The sequence below is a fragment of the Vibrio sp. 1CM23M genome (assembly GCF_023161755.1).
GTDB classification, from domain to species: domain Bacteria; phylum Pseudomonadota; class Gammaproteobacteria; order Enterobacterales; family Vibrionaceae; genus Vibrio; species Vibrio coralliirubri.
In genome coordinates, this window is sequence record NZ_JALNTR010000005.1 from 64,080 (window position 1) to 82,097 (window position 18,018).

The following is an 18,018-nucleotide window of genomic DNA, read 5'->3' on the forward strand; positions in this document are numbered from 1 at the left end:
TCGATCTAAACACGGATCTGCTAGAATTTATATCACTCCTTGATGAGTGGTAACGCAACGTAAGTGCGGAGTTAAAAAATGAAATTCGTTGATGAAGCGGTAGTAAAAATAGAAGCCGGTGATGGCGGTAATGGTACAGTAAGCTTTTGGCGCGAAAAATTCGTCGCTAAAGGTGGCCCTGATGGCGGCGACGGTGGTGACGGCGGTGATGTTTACATCCAAGCGGATGAGAACTTAAACACACTGATCGATTACCGTTTCCAACGTTTTTACAATGCAGAGCGTGGCGAGAATGGTCGCGGCGGTAACTGTACTGGTAAACGTGGTAAAGACATTACGCTGAAAGTACCAGTTGGTACGCGTGCAGTTGATATCCACACCAATGAAATCGTTGCTGAAGTTGCTGAGCACGGCAAGAAAGTAATGGTTGGTAAAGGTGGTTGGCACGGTCTTGGTAACACGCGTTTTAAATCGTCTGTTAACCGCGCTCCTCGTCAAAAGACAATGGGTACTAAAGGTGAAGTTCGTGAACTGCGTTTAGAGCTTCTTCTATTAGCTGACGTTGGTATGCTTGGCCTACCAAACGCAGGTAAATCTACTTTTATTCGTTCAGTATCTGCTGCGAAACCAAAAGTGGCTGATTACCCGTTCACTACCTTGATCCCAAGCTTGGGTGTGGTAAGTGTTGTCCCTGAAAAGAGCTTCGTTGTTGCCGATATCCCAGGTCTAATCGAAGGCGCTGCTGATGGCGCTGGCCTTGGTATTCGTTTCCTTAAGCACCTTGAGCGTTGTCGTGTTCTTCTGCATATGATCGACATTATGCCGATCGATCAATCTGATCCTATTCAGAATGCACTGACGATCATCGATGAGCTTGAGCAATACAGTGAAAAAGTTTCACAGAAACCTCGTTGGTTAGTGTTCAACAAAGTTGACCTAATGCCAGAAGACGAAGCAGACGAAAAGATTCAAGAAATCATCGATGCTTTGGGCTGGGAAGGCGAGTACTTCAAGATCTCTGCTGTGAATAAAATCGGCACCAAAGATCTTTGCTTCAAACTAGGTGAGTTTATGGAAAACCTGCCTCGCGAAGTTGTAGAAGTTGAAGAAGAAGAAAAAGTAGACTTTATGTGGGATGACTACCATAAAGATGCGATGAGCGGTAAGAATGTCGTTACTGAAGATGACGACGATTGGGACGATTGGGATGACGAAGAAGATGACGGCCATGTTATCTATGTTCGTGACTAATCCTTCTTAGTTTCAGATAACGCATCGGTCGCTTCTTCCAAGTTCACTGATAGTTTTATTAAACCGCAATGAAAATTGCGGTTTTTTTGTATCTAAATCATGACGTCTTGTTGTTTTTTATGCAAAATTTATCTTTAGATAATTAACGCCTATGGGAAGGAAATCATGGCATCAAAGCAAAGAGCGATCTCAAGACTCGTCGCTCAATCAGGACAAATGTTATTGGCGCACGGCGCCGAGAGCACACTGGTCGGCGATATCATGCGTCGCATCGGTATTGCTTGTGGGGTGAATGAGGTTGAAGTCGCACTGTCAGCCAATGCGCTTGTTGTAACTACCGTAATGGATGATCACTGTATTACCACTACTCGAAGTTGTGCTGATCGTGGCATTAACATGCAGGTTATCACGGACATTCAACGCATTTGCATCATGATGGAGAAGGGAATTCTCGATTATGATTTGGCGTATAAAAAGATTCAAAACATCAGCCCCGAGCGCTACAACCGTTGGTTAGTGGTTGTGATGATAGGGTTGTCGTGTGCCTCTTTTAGCCACCTTGCGGGCGGAGACTGGCAAGTCTTCATGATGACTTTTATTGCTTCAGCTTGCGGTATGATCGTCAGACAAGAAATTGGGCATCGCCATTTCAATCCGCTATTAAACTTTGCTATCACAGCATTCGTTACCACTACCATTTCTGCTCAAGCCGTACTTTACAATATTGGCGGTCAGCCCACGATCGTGATGGCTTCATCAGTATTAATGTTAGTACCTGGTTTTCCTCTGATTAACTCCGTCGCTGATATGCTTAAAGGCCATATTAATATGGGGTTAGCGCGCTTTACCATGGCCAGCTTATTAACTCTGGCGACGAGCTTGGGCATTGTCGCAGCGATGAGTTTATCTGATGTTTGGGGATGGGCGAGCTAATGAGTATTTTCGAACTGTTTTTAGGTTTGCTCAATGATATGTTTTTCGCCGCGATTCCTGCGGTTGGATTCGCATTGGTGTTTAACGTCCCGCAACGCGCTTTAATTTATTGTGCACTTGGCGGCTCTATCGGCCATGGTAGCCGTTATCTGATGATGCACTTTGGTATTCCAATCGAATGGGCAACGTTCTTTGCCGCGACGGTGGTTGGCATGATAGGGGTTCATTGGTCACATAAACTGTTAGCGCATCCTAAGGTATTTACGGTTGCAGCCTTGATTCCTATGGTCCCAGGCGTGTTTGCCTTCAAGGCAATGATTGCTATGGTAGAGATTAACAGGGCAGGCTATACGCCTGAGTTACTGGCAATGTTGATGGAGAACTTTTTGAAATCAATGTTCATTATCGCTGGACTGGCGGTTGGCTTAGCTGTACCAGGGCTGTTATTCTACCGACGCAGACCTATCGTCTAGCATCAAATCTCTTTCAGTTAAGGACAGGACTTTCGATTTATGATCATCAGTATGATTGCAGCAATGGCCAATAACCGTGTAATAGGTAAAGACAACCAGATGCCTTGGCATTTGCCTGCGGATTTTGCATGGTTTAAACGCTCGACTATGGGTAAGCCTGTAGTCATGGGGCGTAAAACCTATGATTCGATCGGGCGTCCTTTACCAGGTCGATTAAACGTTGTGATTAGCCGTGATGCGAGCTTGGAAATTGAAGGGGTGACGACTGTTACTTCGATTGATAAAGCACTAGAGCTGGTCAACGATGTCGATGAAGTGATGATTATCGGTGGTGGTTCAATCTATGAAACTTGCCTACCTAAAGCAGACAAGTTGTATCTGACTTATATCGATTTTGATGTCGATGGTGATACGCAATTTCCAGACTGGGGAGAAGGTTGGAAGCAGAGCTTTAATGATAGTTATCAAGCAGATGAGAAAAACAAACACAATATGGAGTTTGTGATTCTCGAGCGTTAAGTCCTAATTTAAAAACACTTGCGCTGCTGTACGAGTAGCGCAAGTGTTTCGTATATCTATAACGCTTTTTGAGTAAAAAACTGTTTGTCTTCCCAGCGAAGTGCGGTTAAGTCTCCTCCCCAAACGCAGCCAGTATCAAGTCCAATCACGTCTTTTCCGTTATAGCCTTCAAGTGCAGCCCAGTGTCCAAAAACAACGGTTTTATCGAGCTTTATGCGTTGTGGAAGGTCAAACCACGGTACTAATGGTTCATCGGTAATTTCATTAGGTGGTAGCTTACATGCCATGTCGAGTCGACCGTCTTCAAAACAGAAGCGCATTCTTGTAAGGCTATTGATTGCATAGCGATAGCGCTCAATATCATGTAAATCCTGATGCCATAAATCAGGCGTGTTGCTGTACATGTTTTCGATAAGCCATTGCCATCTGTCCGACTTCAGTAAGGATGCAACCTCTTGATTTTCGATACGTGCTGTTTCTATGCTCCATTGCGGCGAGATACCCGCATGGCACATCACGAACTCCGGGTGTTCCTGAAGCAAAGGTTGTTGCCTTAACCATTCGAGTAGTAGTTCACGATCTTCAGCATCAAGAATCGCTTGAGTCTTATCTTTTGGTTTCGCTGGAAATAGCCCTAAGGATAGCGCCAGAAGGTGTAAGTCGTGGTTGCCTAATACAACCTTAGCTGCGTCACCAAGGCTACGAATAAAGCGCAGAGTTTCCAATGATTTTGGGCCTCGAGCGACTAGGTCTCCAGCTACCCATAAGGTATCTTGGTGTTTATCAAAGTTAATAGCTTCAAGCAGTAATTGAAGTTCGTCGAAGCACCCTTGGATGTCTCCGACAATATAATTCGACACAATAATTTCCTGTAGATACGGATGTACGGCTAATTAAGAATATTAGGGATTGCGAGTCTGAATGGGTCAACTTCGGTAATAAAATCAATGCCCTTGTTATCGGTCATCACATAGTGACCTTGCATAACGCCAACAGGGGTTTCGATGACAGTGCCACTTGTGTAGGTGTATTCGTCGTTGGCTTCAATCACGGGTTGTTGCCCAACCACACCATCACCCTCAATGGTGAGTTGCTTGCCGTTAGAGTCGGTAATTAACCAGCGGCGAGACATAAGCTGTACCGTTGTTTTACTTAGGTTTTTGATGGTAATAATGTAGGCGAAGACGTAACGATTCTTCGTTGGCTCAGATTGTTCTTCTATGTACTTAGAGTGAACCTGGCATTTGATACAAGGCGTAGATATATCCATATTCGCACCTTTTGTTGTTGATATACTTAATGTAATTAAAGTATTACATAAAAAAGGCTCCTAACCGAAGTGTAGGAGCCTTTTTTATTTATTTGTCAGCGTTGTGACTGTCGTACAACCAGTTTGCCATGTCGACAAACTGCTCGAGCGTTAAGTTCTCAGGACGCATGCTTGGGTTGATACCTAGCTCTTCAAGCACTTCCTTATCGATTAAGCTCTTGTAGCAGTTACGAACTGTTTTACGACGCTGGTTAAAGCCTTCACGACATACGCGATCAAGCCATTTCAGGTCTTTTGCCGGGTAAGGCAGCACTTCGTATGGCTGTAGGCGAACGACTGCTGAGTCTACTTTCGGTGGCGGAACGAAGGCCGTTGGTGGCACTTCTAACACCGGCGTTACTTTACAGTAGTACTGAGCCATTACAGTAAGGCGGCCGTAAGCTTTGCTGCCAGGGCCTGCAGCTAGACGGTTAACCACTTCTTTTTGAAGCATAAAGTGCATGTCTTGCACGTCTTTATGGAATTCAAAAAGGTGGAACATCAATGGTGTAGAGATGTTGTATGGCAAGTTGCCAAAGATGCGTAGCTTATTGTTTGGCTTAACCAGTTCTTGGAAGTCGAACTTCATCGCATCGCCTTCACGGATCGTTAGCTTGTCAGTAAGATCTGGATGGTTACGAAGACGTTCTGCAAGGTCTCTATCCAATTCGATAACGGTAAATTTATCGACAAGCTTACCCACAGGCTCAGTAATTGCGCCTAGACCAGGACCGATCTCTACCAAGTTTTGACCTGGTAGTGGGTTAATGCTCGATACGATGCCATCAATAATGTATGGATCGTTAAGGAAGTTTTGACCAAAACGTTTACGCGCTTTGTGCCCTAAGTGGACATCATTTCTCATTGCTTTTTCTCTACTAATTCAATGGCGTGCGTGAGCGCTGTTCTAAAGCTCCCTGTATCGGCTTGGCCTTTCCCTGCCAAGTCTAAGGCGGTACCGTGGTCGACTGATGTGCGAATAAACGGTAAGCCAAGCGTGATGTTCACTGAGCGACCAAACCCTTTGTATTTCAATACCGGGAGTACTTGGTCGTGATACATACCTAAAACAGCATCTGCATCTTGCAAATATTTTTCATTAAAGATGGTATCTGCTGGCAATGGGCCAACTAAATTGATGCCATCTTTTTGGCGAATTTTTTCTAGCGTCGGGGTGATAGTTTCAATCTCTTCACGCCCTAAACAACCATCTTCACCAGCATGTGGATTAAGGCCACATACATAGATAGTTGGTTTCTCAATAGCAAATTTCTCAACCAAATCTTTATTCAGAATAGCAATAATTTGCTCTAATCTGTCTTCGGTCACAGCTTGAGATACATAAGCTAGTGGGATGTGCGTTGTTACTAGTGCAACACGCAGCCCTTCAGTTGCCAACATCATCACCACCAGTGGTGTATTGGACTTCTCTGCAAAGAACTCGGTATGGCCGCTAAAAGCAACGCCAGCTCGGTTAATTACACCCTTGTGAACGGGGCCGGTGACAATAGCATCAAATTCATCATTCATACAGCCAATTGCTGCGGTTTCTAAAGTATTTAATACGTAATGACCATTAGCCTCGTTGAGTTGACCTGCAACTGCCGTTTCAGCAAGTGGAACGTGTTTCACTACCAGTGTACCAGCGCGTTGTGGTTGCTTAGCCGCATCTGCATCGTAGTCCAGCAGCTCTACTTCAATACCTAGGGTTTTCGCTCGCTCGGCTAGCAGTGTTTTATCGGCACAAACCACGAGTTGATGAGGCCAGCTTTCTTGAGATAGAGCCAGAGTTAAGTCTGGTCCTATCCCTGCGGGTTCACCTGCGGTTATGACAATACGTTTAGTTGTTGTCATCTTGGTCGTCCTCAACCATTTCAACAAAGGCACTTGCTCTTACTTCTTGTAGCCAAGCACCCGCTTCTTCGTTGAATTTACGGTTAAATAGAATTTGGTAAGCCTTGTTTTTCAAAGCCGAATCGGTGCGGTCTACTTCGCGACGGTCTAGTACTTCAACAATGTGCCAACCGTGTACGGTTTTGAATGGCGCACTGATTTTGCCTTCAGGTAGCGTTTCTACTTGGTGTTTGAACTCTGGTACATACAAATCTGGTGTTTGGTAGCCTAGCTCACCATCTTGTACGGCAGAACCTGGGTCTTGGCTGTATTGCTGTGCAAGGTCACCGAAGCTCGCTTCACCAGCGTTAACACGACGTGTGATCTCTTCAAGTTGCTCCTTGGCGCCATCATCACTTAGGATAACTGTAGGCTTAATCAAAATATGACGTGCATTCACCTCAGTTACCGCAACAGTTTCTAAGCCTTTCACATCTTCAATTTTCAGGATATGGAAACCAACGCCACTTCGGAAAGGTCCGATGATGCTGCCTTTGTTCTGCATTTTGATCTGGTCCGCAAAAATGGTTGGCATCTCTTCTTTACGCATCCAACCCCAATCACCACCTTGCAGTGCTTTAGGGCCCTTAGAGTAAGTATATGCCATGGTGCTGAAATCTTTGCCTGAGTTCAGTTCCTCGACTAGTTCAGTCGCTTGAGCTTCTAACTCTTCTTTGGTTTGGTCGTCATTAAAGCGCAGTTGAATGTGGCCAATTTTGTATTGAACGGTCGCGTTAGTCTCTTGCGCTAAGATATCCGCTAGGTTATCGACTTCTGCAGGAAGAATATTGATACGACGACGAACTAAGGCATTACGTGCTTCACTTGCCGCAATCTCTTTTCTTACTTGCTCACGAAACGCATTGTAGCTAAGGCCTTCTTCCGCAACCGATGCGGTAAGTTGTTCAACCGTTTGGTTGTTGTCTTTCGCGATGCCTTCGATTGCTTGATCGAGTCTAGCATCATCAATACGAACGCCAATACGTTCCGCTTCTTGAGTTTGAATAGTATCGATGATCAGTTTTTCGAGCACTTGCTCATTGAGCACGTCTTGCGATGGCAGTGTTTGACCGCTTTTCTTAGCGTTTGCGCGTAATGTCTTCATCGAAGCATCGATGTCGCTTTGCAAGATAACGCCTTCGTTAACGATAACTTTTACGCTATCTAGCTCGACCGGCGCTGCAAAGCTTGTTGATAAAGTACAAGTCGCTGCGATAGCAATTAATGTGCGTTTCCACAATGTCATGTGTAATCCTTTAAATTTACTGACGTTTTATCAGCAAAGAAAATTAGTTGTTTAAGAAGAATGGGCGACCATAGCTCAATGAGTTGTCTGAACTGCTATCCCCAACTGCACCTGAATCAGAACCTAGGTTAGTACCAAAGCCAATAATACCGAAATTCACACCAAAGTTGTTTTCATATTCAGGCGTAGTATTTGGATTACTAATGTTATTTGTCAGCTGGTTACTATAGGTAAATCCGATATACCAACAATCCGATTTATAGTTCAAGCGAGCCAACCACTCTAGATTCTCTTGTGTGGTTAAATCATAGAAATATTGAGCACTGGCATTCCACTTCCGCGAAATCTGGTAAGCACCAAGCAAACCGGCTTGCGAGATACCATCTCTAGTTATTGAACCAACATTTATACTTTTGCCTACATTATCCTCAATATATTCTTCCGTAACGTAGCGATAGTTAGTTTGTACGTAACCGCCAGCAAAGCGATACTCTAGGGTGCTATTAGCAAGCTGCATGGCTGATGCATCGATATCGTACTGCACACCACCATGATAAAAAAGGTAATCATCGTAGTTAAAATCGACCTCTACCGCCCATGAGGAGTAGTTAGATTTATCGTTTGGATCTGTGCCTTCAGGAGTACGTTTGGTATCTTTGTCGATATAAAAAATTTGCCCAAAAGATACATTTAGGCGTTCCCTGTATTCATCATCAAAGAACCGAGAAGATGCGCCGTAACTAATTTGGTTGGCCGCTGCAATGAAATCAACACCACTGTATTTACGGCTTCGAAATAGGCCGTAATAATCCGTTTGCAGCAATGTTGTGTCGTACAGAGCTATGTTAGATTGGTCTTCTTCTGGTACGTAAAGGTACTGAACTTGCGGCTCTAGTGTTTGCGTATAGCCCCCAATTATCGTTGTATCTCTCTCTAGCACGATACCCGCGTGGCTTCTGAACTCAGGGATAACCCGGCTAACAGTCTCCTCTAAGTATTCATTGCCTGCGACATAATTTGCGCTATTTGGGTCTGTTGGAACGCCATCAAGATCTTGTTGGTAGTATGTACCCAGCAGTCGCGCTTCTGTGGTCCATGTGCCCCAGGTATTTCCTACAGGGATGGTGATCCCCGGCTCAACGTGAACGCGAGTCGCAGATGGTTTGTCTGACGCATCAGTATCGAATACTGAGACATGACTGATCATGTCGAAGTCTAAGTAGTCCATCACCTCAGGAGCGTAGTAGTTATACTCCAGCTGTGGCATTAGACGATAAGGTTGGTTGTTTGGAGTTAAAACTTGAAAATCTCGGACAAGTACTGACGCATCCCAGTTTTGAGTACGGTAGGTTGCTTTACCTTCTTGGAGTAACTGGCCATCCTCACGGTTACCAATGCTGCTTCCGCTAACGTCAGTGAAGTAGTCGATATCACTGACTTTTGAGTAATCGATTTCAAATAACCACGATTGCTGGAATATCCCTGAGTGCTGGAGTTGAGCCCCCCAACGGTCGCCTTTTTCGGAGAACTTTTTATCATCTGGTAAATATTCAGACTCGATACTACCTGAGCCAAAATCACTTAAGTAACGGAATTTACTGTTAAGCTGAGTGCCACGCTCTTGCATGTACTTGAAGGTGGTTTCCAAGTCGTAGTTTGGCGCTAAGTTCCAATAAACAGGAATTTCAGCTTCAAAACCATCGCTTGAACCATACGAAACTGTAGGATACAAGAAACCGGTTTTACGTGTATCACCCACAGGTACCGTTAAGTAAGGTAAGTAAAAGACAGGAACACTTTGAATTTCAAAACGTGGATTATAAAAGGTGGCTTGTTCTTCGTCTTGGTCGACACTGATACTTGATGCTCTTAGACGCCAAGCATTGTCGCCAATTGGGCAAGACGTAATCGAACCATCTTCAATCTCATAAACCGCTTTACCTGTTTTTGCGATATAAACAGCATCGCCGCGACCGGGCTCGCAAAGGAATTCGTAATCGGTGTTCTCAAGCGTCATTTCATCTGTAGTCAGATTATTGGTCGCTTTGTCTGAGATAGATTTGATTTGACCATCACTAAAGTTTACGTTGCCTTCAGCTACAACGATATTTTCTTGTTGGTGCAGGGTTACGTTATCGGCAAGGATGGTCTTGTTCCCTTGCGTAACGACTACGTCACCTGAATATATTGCCTTGTCACCATTGATAGCTTCTAAGCGATCTGACTCAACATGAGCGGGTAGCTGTGTCTCGTTTTCTGCAGCGGGCTCGATCAAGCATTGATCTATAGAGGGCATTTCCTGCACACTACTATCGGTAATTGTTTCAGCTTGAGTTGTCGACACGTATAACGCCGTACTTATAGACGCGGCTAACAAGGTGCGGGAAAAAGATTGCATGAAGTTGAACTATCCTGTGTCACTAGATGAAGGGTTGATCTAGTATCAATCCAATTAATAAAGCATTTTCCTTATGATAAAGGAAATAATAGCATTCAGCATCATCAGACAGCATTACTCAGATAAAATTCATAGATAGAGAACACATAATGCAAATATTTGGCAAAATTTTGGGCGCGTTTTTTGGCTTTTTATTTGGAGGGCCACTCGGTTTAGTTTTTGGTCTGTTTTTAGGACACCAATTCGATAAAGCTCGCCGATTGAACCAATCAGGCTTCAATAGCTCTGGTTTTGGTCGAGGTCCAAGCCAAGCAGAAAGACAGAACGAGTTTTTTAAATCCGCTTTTGCGGTTATGGGGCACGTTGCTAAAGCGAAAGGGCAGGTAACGCCAGAAGAGATTCAACTCGCTTCTACCATGATGGAGCGTATGAACCTGCATGGCGAACAGCGCAAAGCGGCGCAAGATGCATTCCGTGACGGCAAAGAGAGCGACTTTCCTCTGAGCGACGTACTTGAGCGAGTGAAAATCTCATCGGGTGGTCGTTTTGATCTTCTGCAGTTCTTTCTAGAGCTTCAGGTATCTGCCGCATTTGCGGATGGAAGTTTGCACCCGAGTGAACGTCAAGTTCTGCATAAAATAGCGCAAGGGCTTGGGTTTTCGGCAGAACAACTAGAACGCCGCTTGCAGATGCAAGAAGCTGCGTTCCGTTTCCAACAGCAAGGTGGAAGCTTTGGTGGCCATCAGGGTCATGGGCAATCATCAGGTTGGCAACAGGCTTCGCAACAGAACCAGCTTGGCGACGCATATAAGGTTCTTGGTGTGAGTGAAAGTGCTGACGGTAAAGAGGTGAAGAAAGCCTACCGCAAGCTGATGAATGAACATCACCCAGATAAACTGATGGCGAAGGGCTTACCGCCTGAGATGATGAATGTCGCGAAAGAAAAATCGCAAGAAATTCAAAATGCTTATGACTTGATAAAGAAGGTCAAAGGTTTTAAGTAATCGAACACTAGACCGAGTAATAACAACGTTACTCGGTTTTTTATTAAAGGGAATTATATGACGGTAATGTATCAGGATGTTCTAGAGTTTTGGTTCGATGAGTTGACGCCTAAAGATTGGTTTACTGGCGGCGCCGAGATTGACACTTTGATAGAGTCTCGATTTTCTGAATTGCATAAAGCAGCCATTCAAGGCGAGCTATTTGAGTGGCGCCAAACTGCGCAAGGACGATTGGCTGAGATTATCGTGCTTGATCAGTTTTCTCGAAATATTGGTAGAAACAGTCCGACAGCATTTTCTTCTGATCCGATGGCGTTGGCTCTAGCCCAAGAGGCGGTAGCGGGTGGTTTTGATCACCAGCTTAACGAGCAACAGAAAAGCTTCCTGTATATGCCTTATATGCACAGTGAGTCTTTGTTAGTCCATGAACAAGCCGTGGAACTCTTTTCTCAAACGGGATTAGAACATAATCTGGATTTTGAGTTTAAGCACAAGGTTATCATTGAGCAGTTTGGTCGCTACCCTCACCGTAATGAGGTGCTAGGGCGAGCTTCGACTCCCGAAGAAATTGAATTCTTGCAGCAACCGGGCTCAAGCTTTTAATTGTAGAAACACAGTTCAATAGATAAAAAAGAGGCTAGCGGTTAATAAAAACCTCTAGCCTCTTTTTTTGTTTTAGTCGTGAACGTTAGCGTTAGAGCTAGTTTGCTTGGTTGAGCGACCAATCGTATTCATAACTGATGTTTTGAGTATTGGTTACTGCTTCAGTTCGATAATGTTCTAAGTGACGAATAAGTTGTTTCTCTGTACCAAAATCCACAGCAAACCATTCGTAAATCGATGATAGTTGAAGCTTATTGTTTGTAACCAGCACGCCCTTATCACTGCTTACAAACTCATTAGCAGCTTGCTCAAGCAAGGCTTCAGTATTGTCAGAGGTAAAAGCGTCAGGTTGTAAGTTAGGGCAACCTAGGCTGGCACAGTTCACTGCATAATGCGTACGAGGATCTTGCCAAATCGGTCTTAGGATTCGATGTTCAATGTCGTTGAGTGTCAGTGATTTTCCGTTAACGACTACCACATCATCTCCCCACGGCCCAAAACTAAATAGCCCGCCAAGTTTAGTGATGGATTTGATCGGATAGGCATCAAGAATCAAATCGACAGTCACGGCGTTGTATAGGTTAACCCAATAGGCGTACTGCTCCGCTTTTGAATAGTCGAGCGGATTCACCTGTTCTAGTCTCTTGATGTACTGCTTGAGCTTTGTCTTATCGGCAGTGTTCACTGCTTGATAGCGCACTAGGGTATTTTGCCCTTGTTTAACTAAGTAGTTATCGAGAAATTGCTGCCAATTTTGGTGAGATACCTGTTCTAGATTGGTTTCGTCGCTTTGATTCCAGTATGGCCAAAGTTCAGATTTCGGCGCCGACCAAGCTAAGGTTGAGAAAAGTAGGCTGACAATAAAAAGTAGTTGTTTCATGGCATTCTCCTGATGACTGATTACTAAGACCTTAAGGCTTACCATTTTCTTTCATTGCCCTTCATTTAAATAAACATATGAAGTTAAGTTAAAAGCTTAGCCAAATAAAAAAGGTTGGCACTAGGCCAACCTTTGGATTCATTCAGAAACGTCTCATTACTTTAGGAAGCTAGGAATCTTAGCTTCAAACTCTGAGATCTTATCGGCATGTTGAAGTGTAAGGCCGATATTGTCTAAACCATTCAGTAAGCAGTGACGACGGAACTCATCAATTTCAAACGAGTACTCTTTGCCGTTCGCGCTAACTTTCATTGCTTCTAGATCAACCGTAATTTCTGCACCTTCATTCGCTTCAACGAATTGGAATAGCTCATCCACTTCTTGCTCAGTCAATCGAACTGGCACCATTTGGTTGTTGATCGAGTTGCCGTAGAAAATGTCGGCAAAGCTTGGCGCGATCATCACTTGAATACCGTAATCGGCAAGCGCCCACGGTGCGTGTTCACGAGATGAACCACAACCAAAGTTTTCACGAGCTAAAAGAATTGAAGCGCCTTGGTAGCGAGCTTCGTTCATTACAAACTCAGGGTTTGGCTGTTGGCCTGCATCATCTAGGAAGCGCCAATCGTGGAACAAGTGCTTACCAAAACCGATGCGGTTTACTTTCTGTAGAAACTGCTTTGGAATGATCGCATCAGTATCGATGTTGGCCGTATCTAGAGGAACGACTAATCCGGTGTGTTGTTGAAAACCTGACATGTTAAATCCTCTAATTAAAGTTCACGAATATCGACAAAGTGACCAGCGATAGCCGCTGCGGCTGCCATTGCTGGGCTAACTAGGTGCGTACGACCATCACGGCCTTGGCGACCTTCAAAGTTACGGTTTGATGTAGAAGCACAGCGCTCTTGTGGACCTAGACGGTCGTTGTTCATTGCAAGACACATAGAACAGCCTGGTAAGCGCCATTCAAAGCCGGCTTCGATGAAGATCTTATCTAGGCCTTCAGCTTCAGCTTGTGCTTTTACTTGCTCAGAGCCTGGAACGATCAATGCTTGAACATGTTCCGCTACTTGGCGGCCTTTCGCTACCGCTGCTGCTGCGCGCATGTCTTCGATACGAGAGTTAGTACAAGAACCCACGAACACTTTATCGACGTTGTAATCCGATAGAGATTTACCGGCTTCAAGGCCCATGTAAGCCAGTGCTTTTTCTGCAGATGCCTTTTCAACAGGGTCTGCGAAGCTTTCTGGTGCAGGGATTGGCGTGTCTACCGAGATAACCTGACCTGGGTTAGTACCCCAAGTGACTTGTGGTTTGATGTCTGCTGCTTCTAGCGTGACAACGGCATCGAACTCAGCGTCTGCATCGGTTTTCAATGTGTCCCAGTATTCGATTGCCGCTTCTAAGTCTTCACCTTGTGGAGAGAACTTACGACCTTTTATGTATTCGTATGTCGTTGCATCTGGAGCGATTAAGCCTGCTTTAGCGCCAAGCTCGATTGCCATGTTACATACCGTCATACGGCCTTCCATCGTAAGGTCGGTAATTGCCTCACCACAGAATTCAACCACGTAGCCAGTACCGCCAGCTGCCGTTGTTTTACCGATGATCGCTAGCACGATGTCTTTTGCAGTGATTCCCGGAGCAACCTTGCCTTTTACTTCGATCTTCATCGTTTTAGCGCGAGCTTGTTTTAGCGTTTGAGTTGCTAGAACGTGCTCAACTTCTGAAGTACCGATACCGAATGCTAGTGAGCCAAATGCACCGTGTGTAGCCGTGTGCGAGTCACCACATACGATGGTCATACCCGGCAGAGTAATACCTAGTTCAGGGCCCATTACGTGCACAATACCTTGGTATTTGTGGTTTAGATCGTAAAGCGTGACACCAAACTCTTCACAGTTCTTCGATAGCGTTTCCATTTGGATACGAGCCATCTCACCAGAAGCGTTGATGTCTTTAGTTTGTGTCGATACGTTGTGATCCATGGTCGCAAAAGTTTTGCCTACTTGGCGAACTTTACGGCCTTTTTCACGCAGACCATCAAAGGCTTGTGGCGACGTTACTTCGTGGACTAAGTGACGATCGATATAAAGAATTGGCGTTTCGCCCTTCGCTGCAACCGCAACGTGAGCGTCATAAACTTTTTCGTATAAGGTTTTTGCTTGCTGGTTTGTCGACATAGCTTTTCTTCCTTGGGAGCATCAGTCCCAGTATTTGTTTCGAGCCAAGTCATGCGGTTTACGCTGACTTGGCTTGATATTATTCTTATGTACTTGCTTCTAATCTAAGCATCTAGCTTATGAAGCTAAGATGTACTCAGCGATCTTGTCACCCATTTCAGAGGTAGTCAGTGCTTGGTTCTTACCTGCAAGGTCTGCCGTTAGCTCGCCTGCAGAAAGTGCTTTAGAAACCGCTGCTTCGATGTCTTGTGCTGCCGCTTCTTCACCTAGGCTGTAACGAAGCATTAGCGCTGCAGAAAGGATTTGCGCTACTGGGTTCGCAATGTTCTTACCTGCGATATCTGGTGCGCTGCCACCTGCTGGTTCGTATAGGCCGAAGTTGCTTTCATTTAAGCTTGCAGAAGGAAGCATACCCATAGAGCCAGTGATCATTGCGCACTCATCAGAGATGATGTCACCAAAGATGTTTGAACATAGCATTACGTCAAACTGAGATGGGTCTTTGATTAGCTGCATGGTCGCGTTGTCGATGTACATGTGGTTTAACGTGACATCTGGGTAATCTTTTGCGATCTCTTCAACCACTTCACGCCATAAGATAGAGCTCTGCAGAACGTTTGCTTTGTCGATTGAGTAAACGTTTTTGTTACGTAGACGTGCAGATTCAAACGCAATCTTGGCAATACGTTCGATCTCGTAACGGTGGTAAACCTCGGTATCAAAAGCTTTCTCAGTTGCGCCTTCGCCTTCACGACCTTTAGGTTGGCCGAAGTAGATGCCGCCTGTTAGCTCACGAACTACAACGATGTCGAAGCCGTTACCTGAGATGTCAGCACGCAAAGGCGAGAAAGACTCTAGACCTTTGTGGATTTGTGCAGGACGTAGGTTACAGAACAGTTGGAAGTGTTTACGGAGAGGAAGTAGGGCACCACGCTCTGGTTGATCGTTTGGTGGAAGGTGTTCCCACTTAGGACCGCCAACCGAGCCGAAAAGTACCGCGTCAGATTCTTCACAACCCGTTACTGTCGCTTCTGGAAGTGGACAGCCGTGGTTATCAATTGCGATACCACCAACATCATACTCTTCACGAGAAAAGCTAATCGCGTGCTTCTTTTCAATCGCGTCTAGCACTTTGTGTGCTTGCTGCATTACTTCTGGGCCAATGCCATCACCAGGTAGTACGGCAATCTTGTATGATTTATCAGTCATGTTAATCCTTTAATTCTTGTTACTGAGCTCTTTCGCTCGTTTTAAATTTTGTCCCTAAAGCCAACAACATCGGCTCTAGGGCTCTGTTATTGGGTGTTTAAACTGTTGCGATTCTTTGCTGTTTCATTTCAGCAATGGTGTCTGCGCGTTGAATGCTATTAATAACGTGCAGTAGCGCCTGACCAGAGGCCTCAACGATATCCGTTGAAACGCCCGTACCGTGGTATTTACGGCCTTTATAGTTAGCAATAATATCAGCTTGGCCTAGGCCATCTTCGCCTTCACCTTTCGCGGTAAGGTCGAATTTATCCAATGCAATTTCGTAACCCGTTAAGCGGTAGATACATTGGTATAAAGCATCAACTGGGCCGTTACCGACAGCCGCTTCGCATTTCTCTTCATCACCACATTGCAACTTGATGCTGGTGGTAGACATAACACTACCAGATTGTACGCTTAGGTAGTTAAGTTTATAGAAGTCATCTTCGTCACGTAGATTTGCGAAGTGCATCAATGCTTCTAGGTCGTAATCGAACACTTGGCCTTTACGGTCAGCCAGCTTCAAGAAGTCTTCGTACAATGAATCTAGGTTGTACTCATTGTCTTTGTAGCCCATTGCGTCCATGTGGCTCTTAACGGCTGCACGACCACTGCGGCTGGTTAGGTTTAATGCTTTGTTTTTCAATCCAATAGACTCAGGTGTCATGATCTCGTAAGTGTTCTTGTTCTTAAGCATGCCGTCTTGGTGGATACCTGAAGAGTGGCTGAATGCGTTAGCACCTACGATTGCTTTGTTGTCTTGAATTGGCATGTGGCAAAGCTGGCTAACTAACTTACTGGTACGGTGAATCTCTTTGTGGTCCAAGCCAGTATGAACACCTAATAGCTCCTGACGAGTTTTGATGATCATTGCGATTTCTTCTAGAGAACAGTTACCCGCACGCTCACCAATACCATTGATTGTGCCTTCAATCTGTCGAGCGCCCGCTTGAACCGCAGCAATTGAGTTAGCAACCGACATGCCTAAGTCATCGTGACAGTGAACAGAGATGATCGCTTGATCGATGTTGGGTACGCGATCAAATAGCGTTTGGATAATGCCACCAAACTCATTCGGCACTGTGTAGCCTACGGTGTCTGGAATGTTGATGGTTTTTGCGCCAGCGTTAATCGCGGCTTCAACCATGCGACACAAGTTGTCGATAGGTGTACGACCGGCATCTTCACAAGAGAACTCAACATCATCGGTATAGTTACGCGCATGTTTTACTGCTTTCACTGCCATCTCGACAACATCGTCGTAGCTGCGGCGTAATTTGTCTTGTACGTGAACTGTGGATGTTGAGATGAAGGTATGAATACGGAACTGGTCAGCCACTTTTAGTGCTTCGGCAGCGGCGTCGATATCTTTTGCAACGGCACGAGAAAGCGCACAGATGCGGCTATCTTTAATATTTTTTGCGATGGTTTGTACTGATTCGAAATCGCCTGGCGATGAAACAGGGAAACCCGCTTCAATAACATCTACACCCAGTCGTTCAAGTGCATAAGCGATCTGTAATTTCTCTTTTACCGTAAGGCTTGCTGCCAACGCTTGCTCACCATCACGTAAGGTCGTGTCAAAAATTATCACTTGATCGTTCATGGGTGCTTCCTTATATCGATAATGAATCGATTGCTATCCAAATTATTATTAAGAATGATGTTCTTTTAAAAGTGCCAGTTACAAAAAAACCCGCTCAGCGCGGGTTTTAATATTTGTGTAGTTCTTGACCCACAACTTACCCGCGCGATTGGTTCACGATAAGGAGAAGTTTCAGCAGTCGAGAAGAAGAAAAAATCATTACACAAATATCCGTAAATAAACTGTTAACACCATATTTACCGCAATTTATTCTGAGCGTCAAACAAGAAAATCCAATATCAGCGTGCTTTGGCGGTGTTTTGGTTTGGTTTGTGCTGCTTGTGTGTTGTTTGTTGGTGTTATCGGCTGAATGAGTGTTTCGTACTGGGCGGTTAGTTTATCGTTTGGCTTATGTGTAGGTTAAAACTTTGTAGTAAATCTTTTTGATGGAACGATTCACCAAAAAAATCACAAGCGTGACCAAATTAAT

At 44.8% G+C, this 18,018-nt stretch carries 17 protein-coding genes; 6 read left to right on the forward strand and 11 right to left on the reverse strand.

Translation table 11 applies throughout. From position 1 onward, the window contains the following. Positions 1-78 precede the first annotated feature (78 nt). The 4 genes from cgtA (at position 79) to folA (ending at position 3,176) form a co-directional block, all read left to right on the forward strand. Entirely contained in the window at positions 79-1,251 is a 1,173-nt protein-coding gene (gene cgtA / locus MSG35_RS16230; protein WP_017061377.1) for an Obg family GTPase CgtA, read from the forward strand. A gap of 165 nt (positions 1,252-1,416) precedes the next feature. After that, positions 1,417-2,184, forward strand: a complete 768-nt coding sequence (locus MSG35_RS16235) for a threonine/serine exporter ThrE family protein (RefSeq protein ID WP_017061378.1) — start codon at positions 1,417-1,419, stop codon at positions 2,182-2,184. Next, entirely contained in the window at positions 2,184-2,657 is a 474-nt protein-coding gene (locus MSG35_RS16240) for a threonine/serine exporter family protein (RefSeq protein WP_017062945.1), read from the forward strand. The genes MSG35_RS16235 and MSG35_RS16240 overlap by 1 nt, the downstream gene beginning before the upstream one ends. 39 nt (positions 2,658-2,696) lie before the next feature. After that, the gene (gene folA / locus MSG35_RS16245) at positions 2,697-3,176 is read left to right on the forward strand and encodes a type 3 dihydrofolate reductase (RefSeq protein ID WP_248384549.1); all 480 of its coding nucleotides are present in this window, start codon (positions 2,697-2,699) and stop codon (positions 3,174-3,176) included. 56 nt (positions 3,177-3,232) lie between these two features. On the opposite strand, the gene MSG35_RS16250 is transcribed toward folA, so the two are convergent. The 6 genes from MSG35_RS16250 to lptD all read right to left on the reverse strand — a co-directional run bounded on the left by MSG35_RS16250 (position 3,233) and on the right by lptD (position 10,022). Then, entirely contained in the window at positions 3,233-4,036 is an 804-nt protein-coding gene (locus tag MSG35_RS16250; RefSeq protein WP_248384550.1) for a symmetrical bis(5'-nucleosyl)-tetraphosphatase, read from the reverse strand. A gap of 29 nt (positions 4,037-4,065) precedes the next feature. Then, complete coding sequence (gene apaG, locus MSG35_RS16255) at positions 4,066-4,446, reverse strand: Co2+/Mg2+ efflux protein ApaG (RefSeq protein WP_004735899.1); 381 nt, start codon at positions 4,444-4,446, stop codon at positions 4,066-4,068. A gap of 88 nt (positions 4,447-4,534) precedes the next feature. Beyond that, on the reverse strand, positions 4,535-5,350 hold the full coding sequence (rsmA, locus tag MSG35_RS16260; RefSeq protein ID WP_248384551.1) for a 16S rRNA (adenine(1518)-N(6)/adenine(1519)-N(6))-dimethyltransferase RsmA: 816 nt from the start codon (positions 5,348-5,350) through the stop codon (positions 4,535-4,537). Continuing rightward, positions 5,347-6,339, reverse strand: a complete 993-nt coding sequence (gene pdxA, locus MSG35_RS16265; RefSeq protein WP_248384552.1) for a 4-hydroxythreonine-4-phosphate dehydrogenase PdxA — start codon at positions 6,337-6,339, stop codon at positions 5,347-5,349. The genes rsmA and pdxA overlap by 4 nt, the downstream gene beginning before the upstream one ends. After that, positions 6,326-7,624 carry a peptidylprolyl isomerase SurA gene (gene surA / locus MSG35_RS16270; RefSeq protein WP_048609649.1) on the reverse strand — a complete coding sequence of 433 codons (1,299 nt, stop codon included), beginning with the start codon at positions 7,622-7,624 and terminating at the stop codon, positions 6,326-6,328. The genes pdxA and surA overlap by 14 nt, the downstream gene beginning before the upstream one ends. A gap of 43 nt (positions 7,625-7,667) precedes the next feature. After that, complete coding sequence (gene lptD / locus MSG35_RS16275; protein ID WP_248384553.1) at positions 7,668-10,022, reverse strand: LPS assembly protein LptD; 2,355 nt, start codon at positions 10,020-10,022, stop codon at positions 7,668-7,670. Positions 10,023-10,171: 149 nt separating this feature from the next. On the opposite strand from lptD, the gene djlA reads away from it, so the two are divergent. Together djlA and MSG35_RS16285 are read left to right on the forward strand one after the other, a co-directional pair. Next, positions 10,172-11,026: a co-chaperone DjlA gene (djlA, locus tag MSG35_RS16280; RefSeq protein WP_010434455.1), complete on the forward strand. Its 855-nt coding sequence runs from the start codon at positions 10,172-10,174 to the stop codon at positions 11,024-11,026. Positions 11,027-11,083: 57 nt separating this feature from the next. Continuing rightward, a complete protein-coding gene (locus tag MSG35_RS16285; RefSeq protein ID WP_248384554.1) occupies positions 11,084-11,629 on the forward strand; it encodes a DUF924 family protein in 546 nt (181 codons plus the stop codon). Positions 11,630-11,726: 97 nt separating this feature from the next. Here the strand turns inward: MSG35_RS16285 and MSG35_RS16290 are convergent, their stop codons facing one another. The 5 genes from MSG35_RS16290 to leuA form a co-directional block, all read right to left on the reverse strand. Continuing rightward, positions 11,727-12,509 (reverse strand): DUF547 domain-containing protein, encoded by a 783-nt coding sequence (locus tag MSG35_RS16290; RefSeq protein ID WP_248384555.1) that lies wholly within the window; start codon positions 12,507-12,509, stop codon positions 11,727-11,729. Positions 12,510-12,665: 156 nt separating this feature from the next. Further along, positions 12,666-13,268: a 3-isopropylmalate dehydratase small subunit gene (gene leuD, locus MSG35_RS16295; RefSeq protein ID WP_017061388.1), complete on the reverse strand. Its 603-nt coding sequence runs from the start codon at positions 13,266-13,268 to the stop codon at positions 12,666-12,668. 14 nt (positions 13,269-13,282) lie between these two features. Further along, complete coding sequence (gene leuC, locus MSG35_RS16300; RefSeq protein WP_248384556.1) at positions 13,283-14,695, reverse strand: 3-isopropylmalate dehydratase large subunit; 1,413 nt, start codon at positions 14,693-14,695, stop codon at positions 13,283-13,285. Positions 14,696-14,812: 117 nt separating this feature from the next. Next, positions 14,813-15,904 carry a 3-isopropylmalate dehydrogenase gene (gene leuB / locus MSG35_RS16305; RefSeq protein ID WP_017061390.1) on the reverse strand — a complete coding sequence of 364 codons (1,092 nt, stop codon included), beginning with the start codon at positions 15,902-15,904 and terminating at the stop codon, positions 14,813-14,815. Between the two features lie 97 nt (positions 15,905-16,001). Next, positions 16,002-17,549: a 2-isopropylmalate synthase gene (leuA, locus tag MSG35_RS16310; protein ID WP_019826902.1), complete on the reverse strand. Its 1,548-nt coding sequence runs from the start codon at positions 17,547-17,549 to the stop codon at positions 16,002-16,004. Positions 17,550-18,018 lie beyond the last annotated feature (469 nt).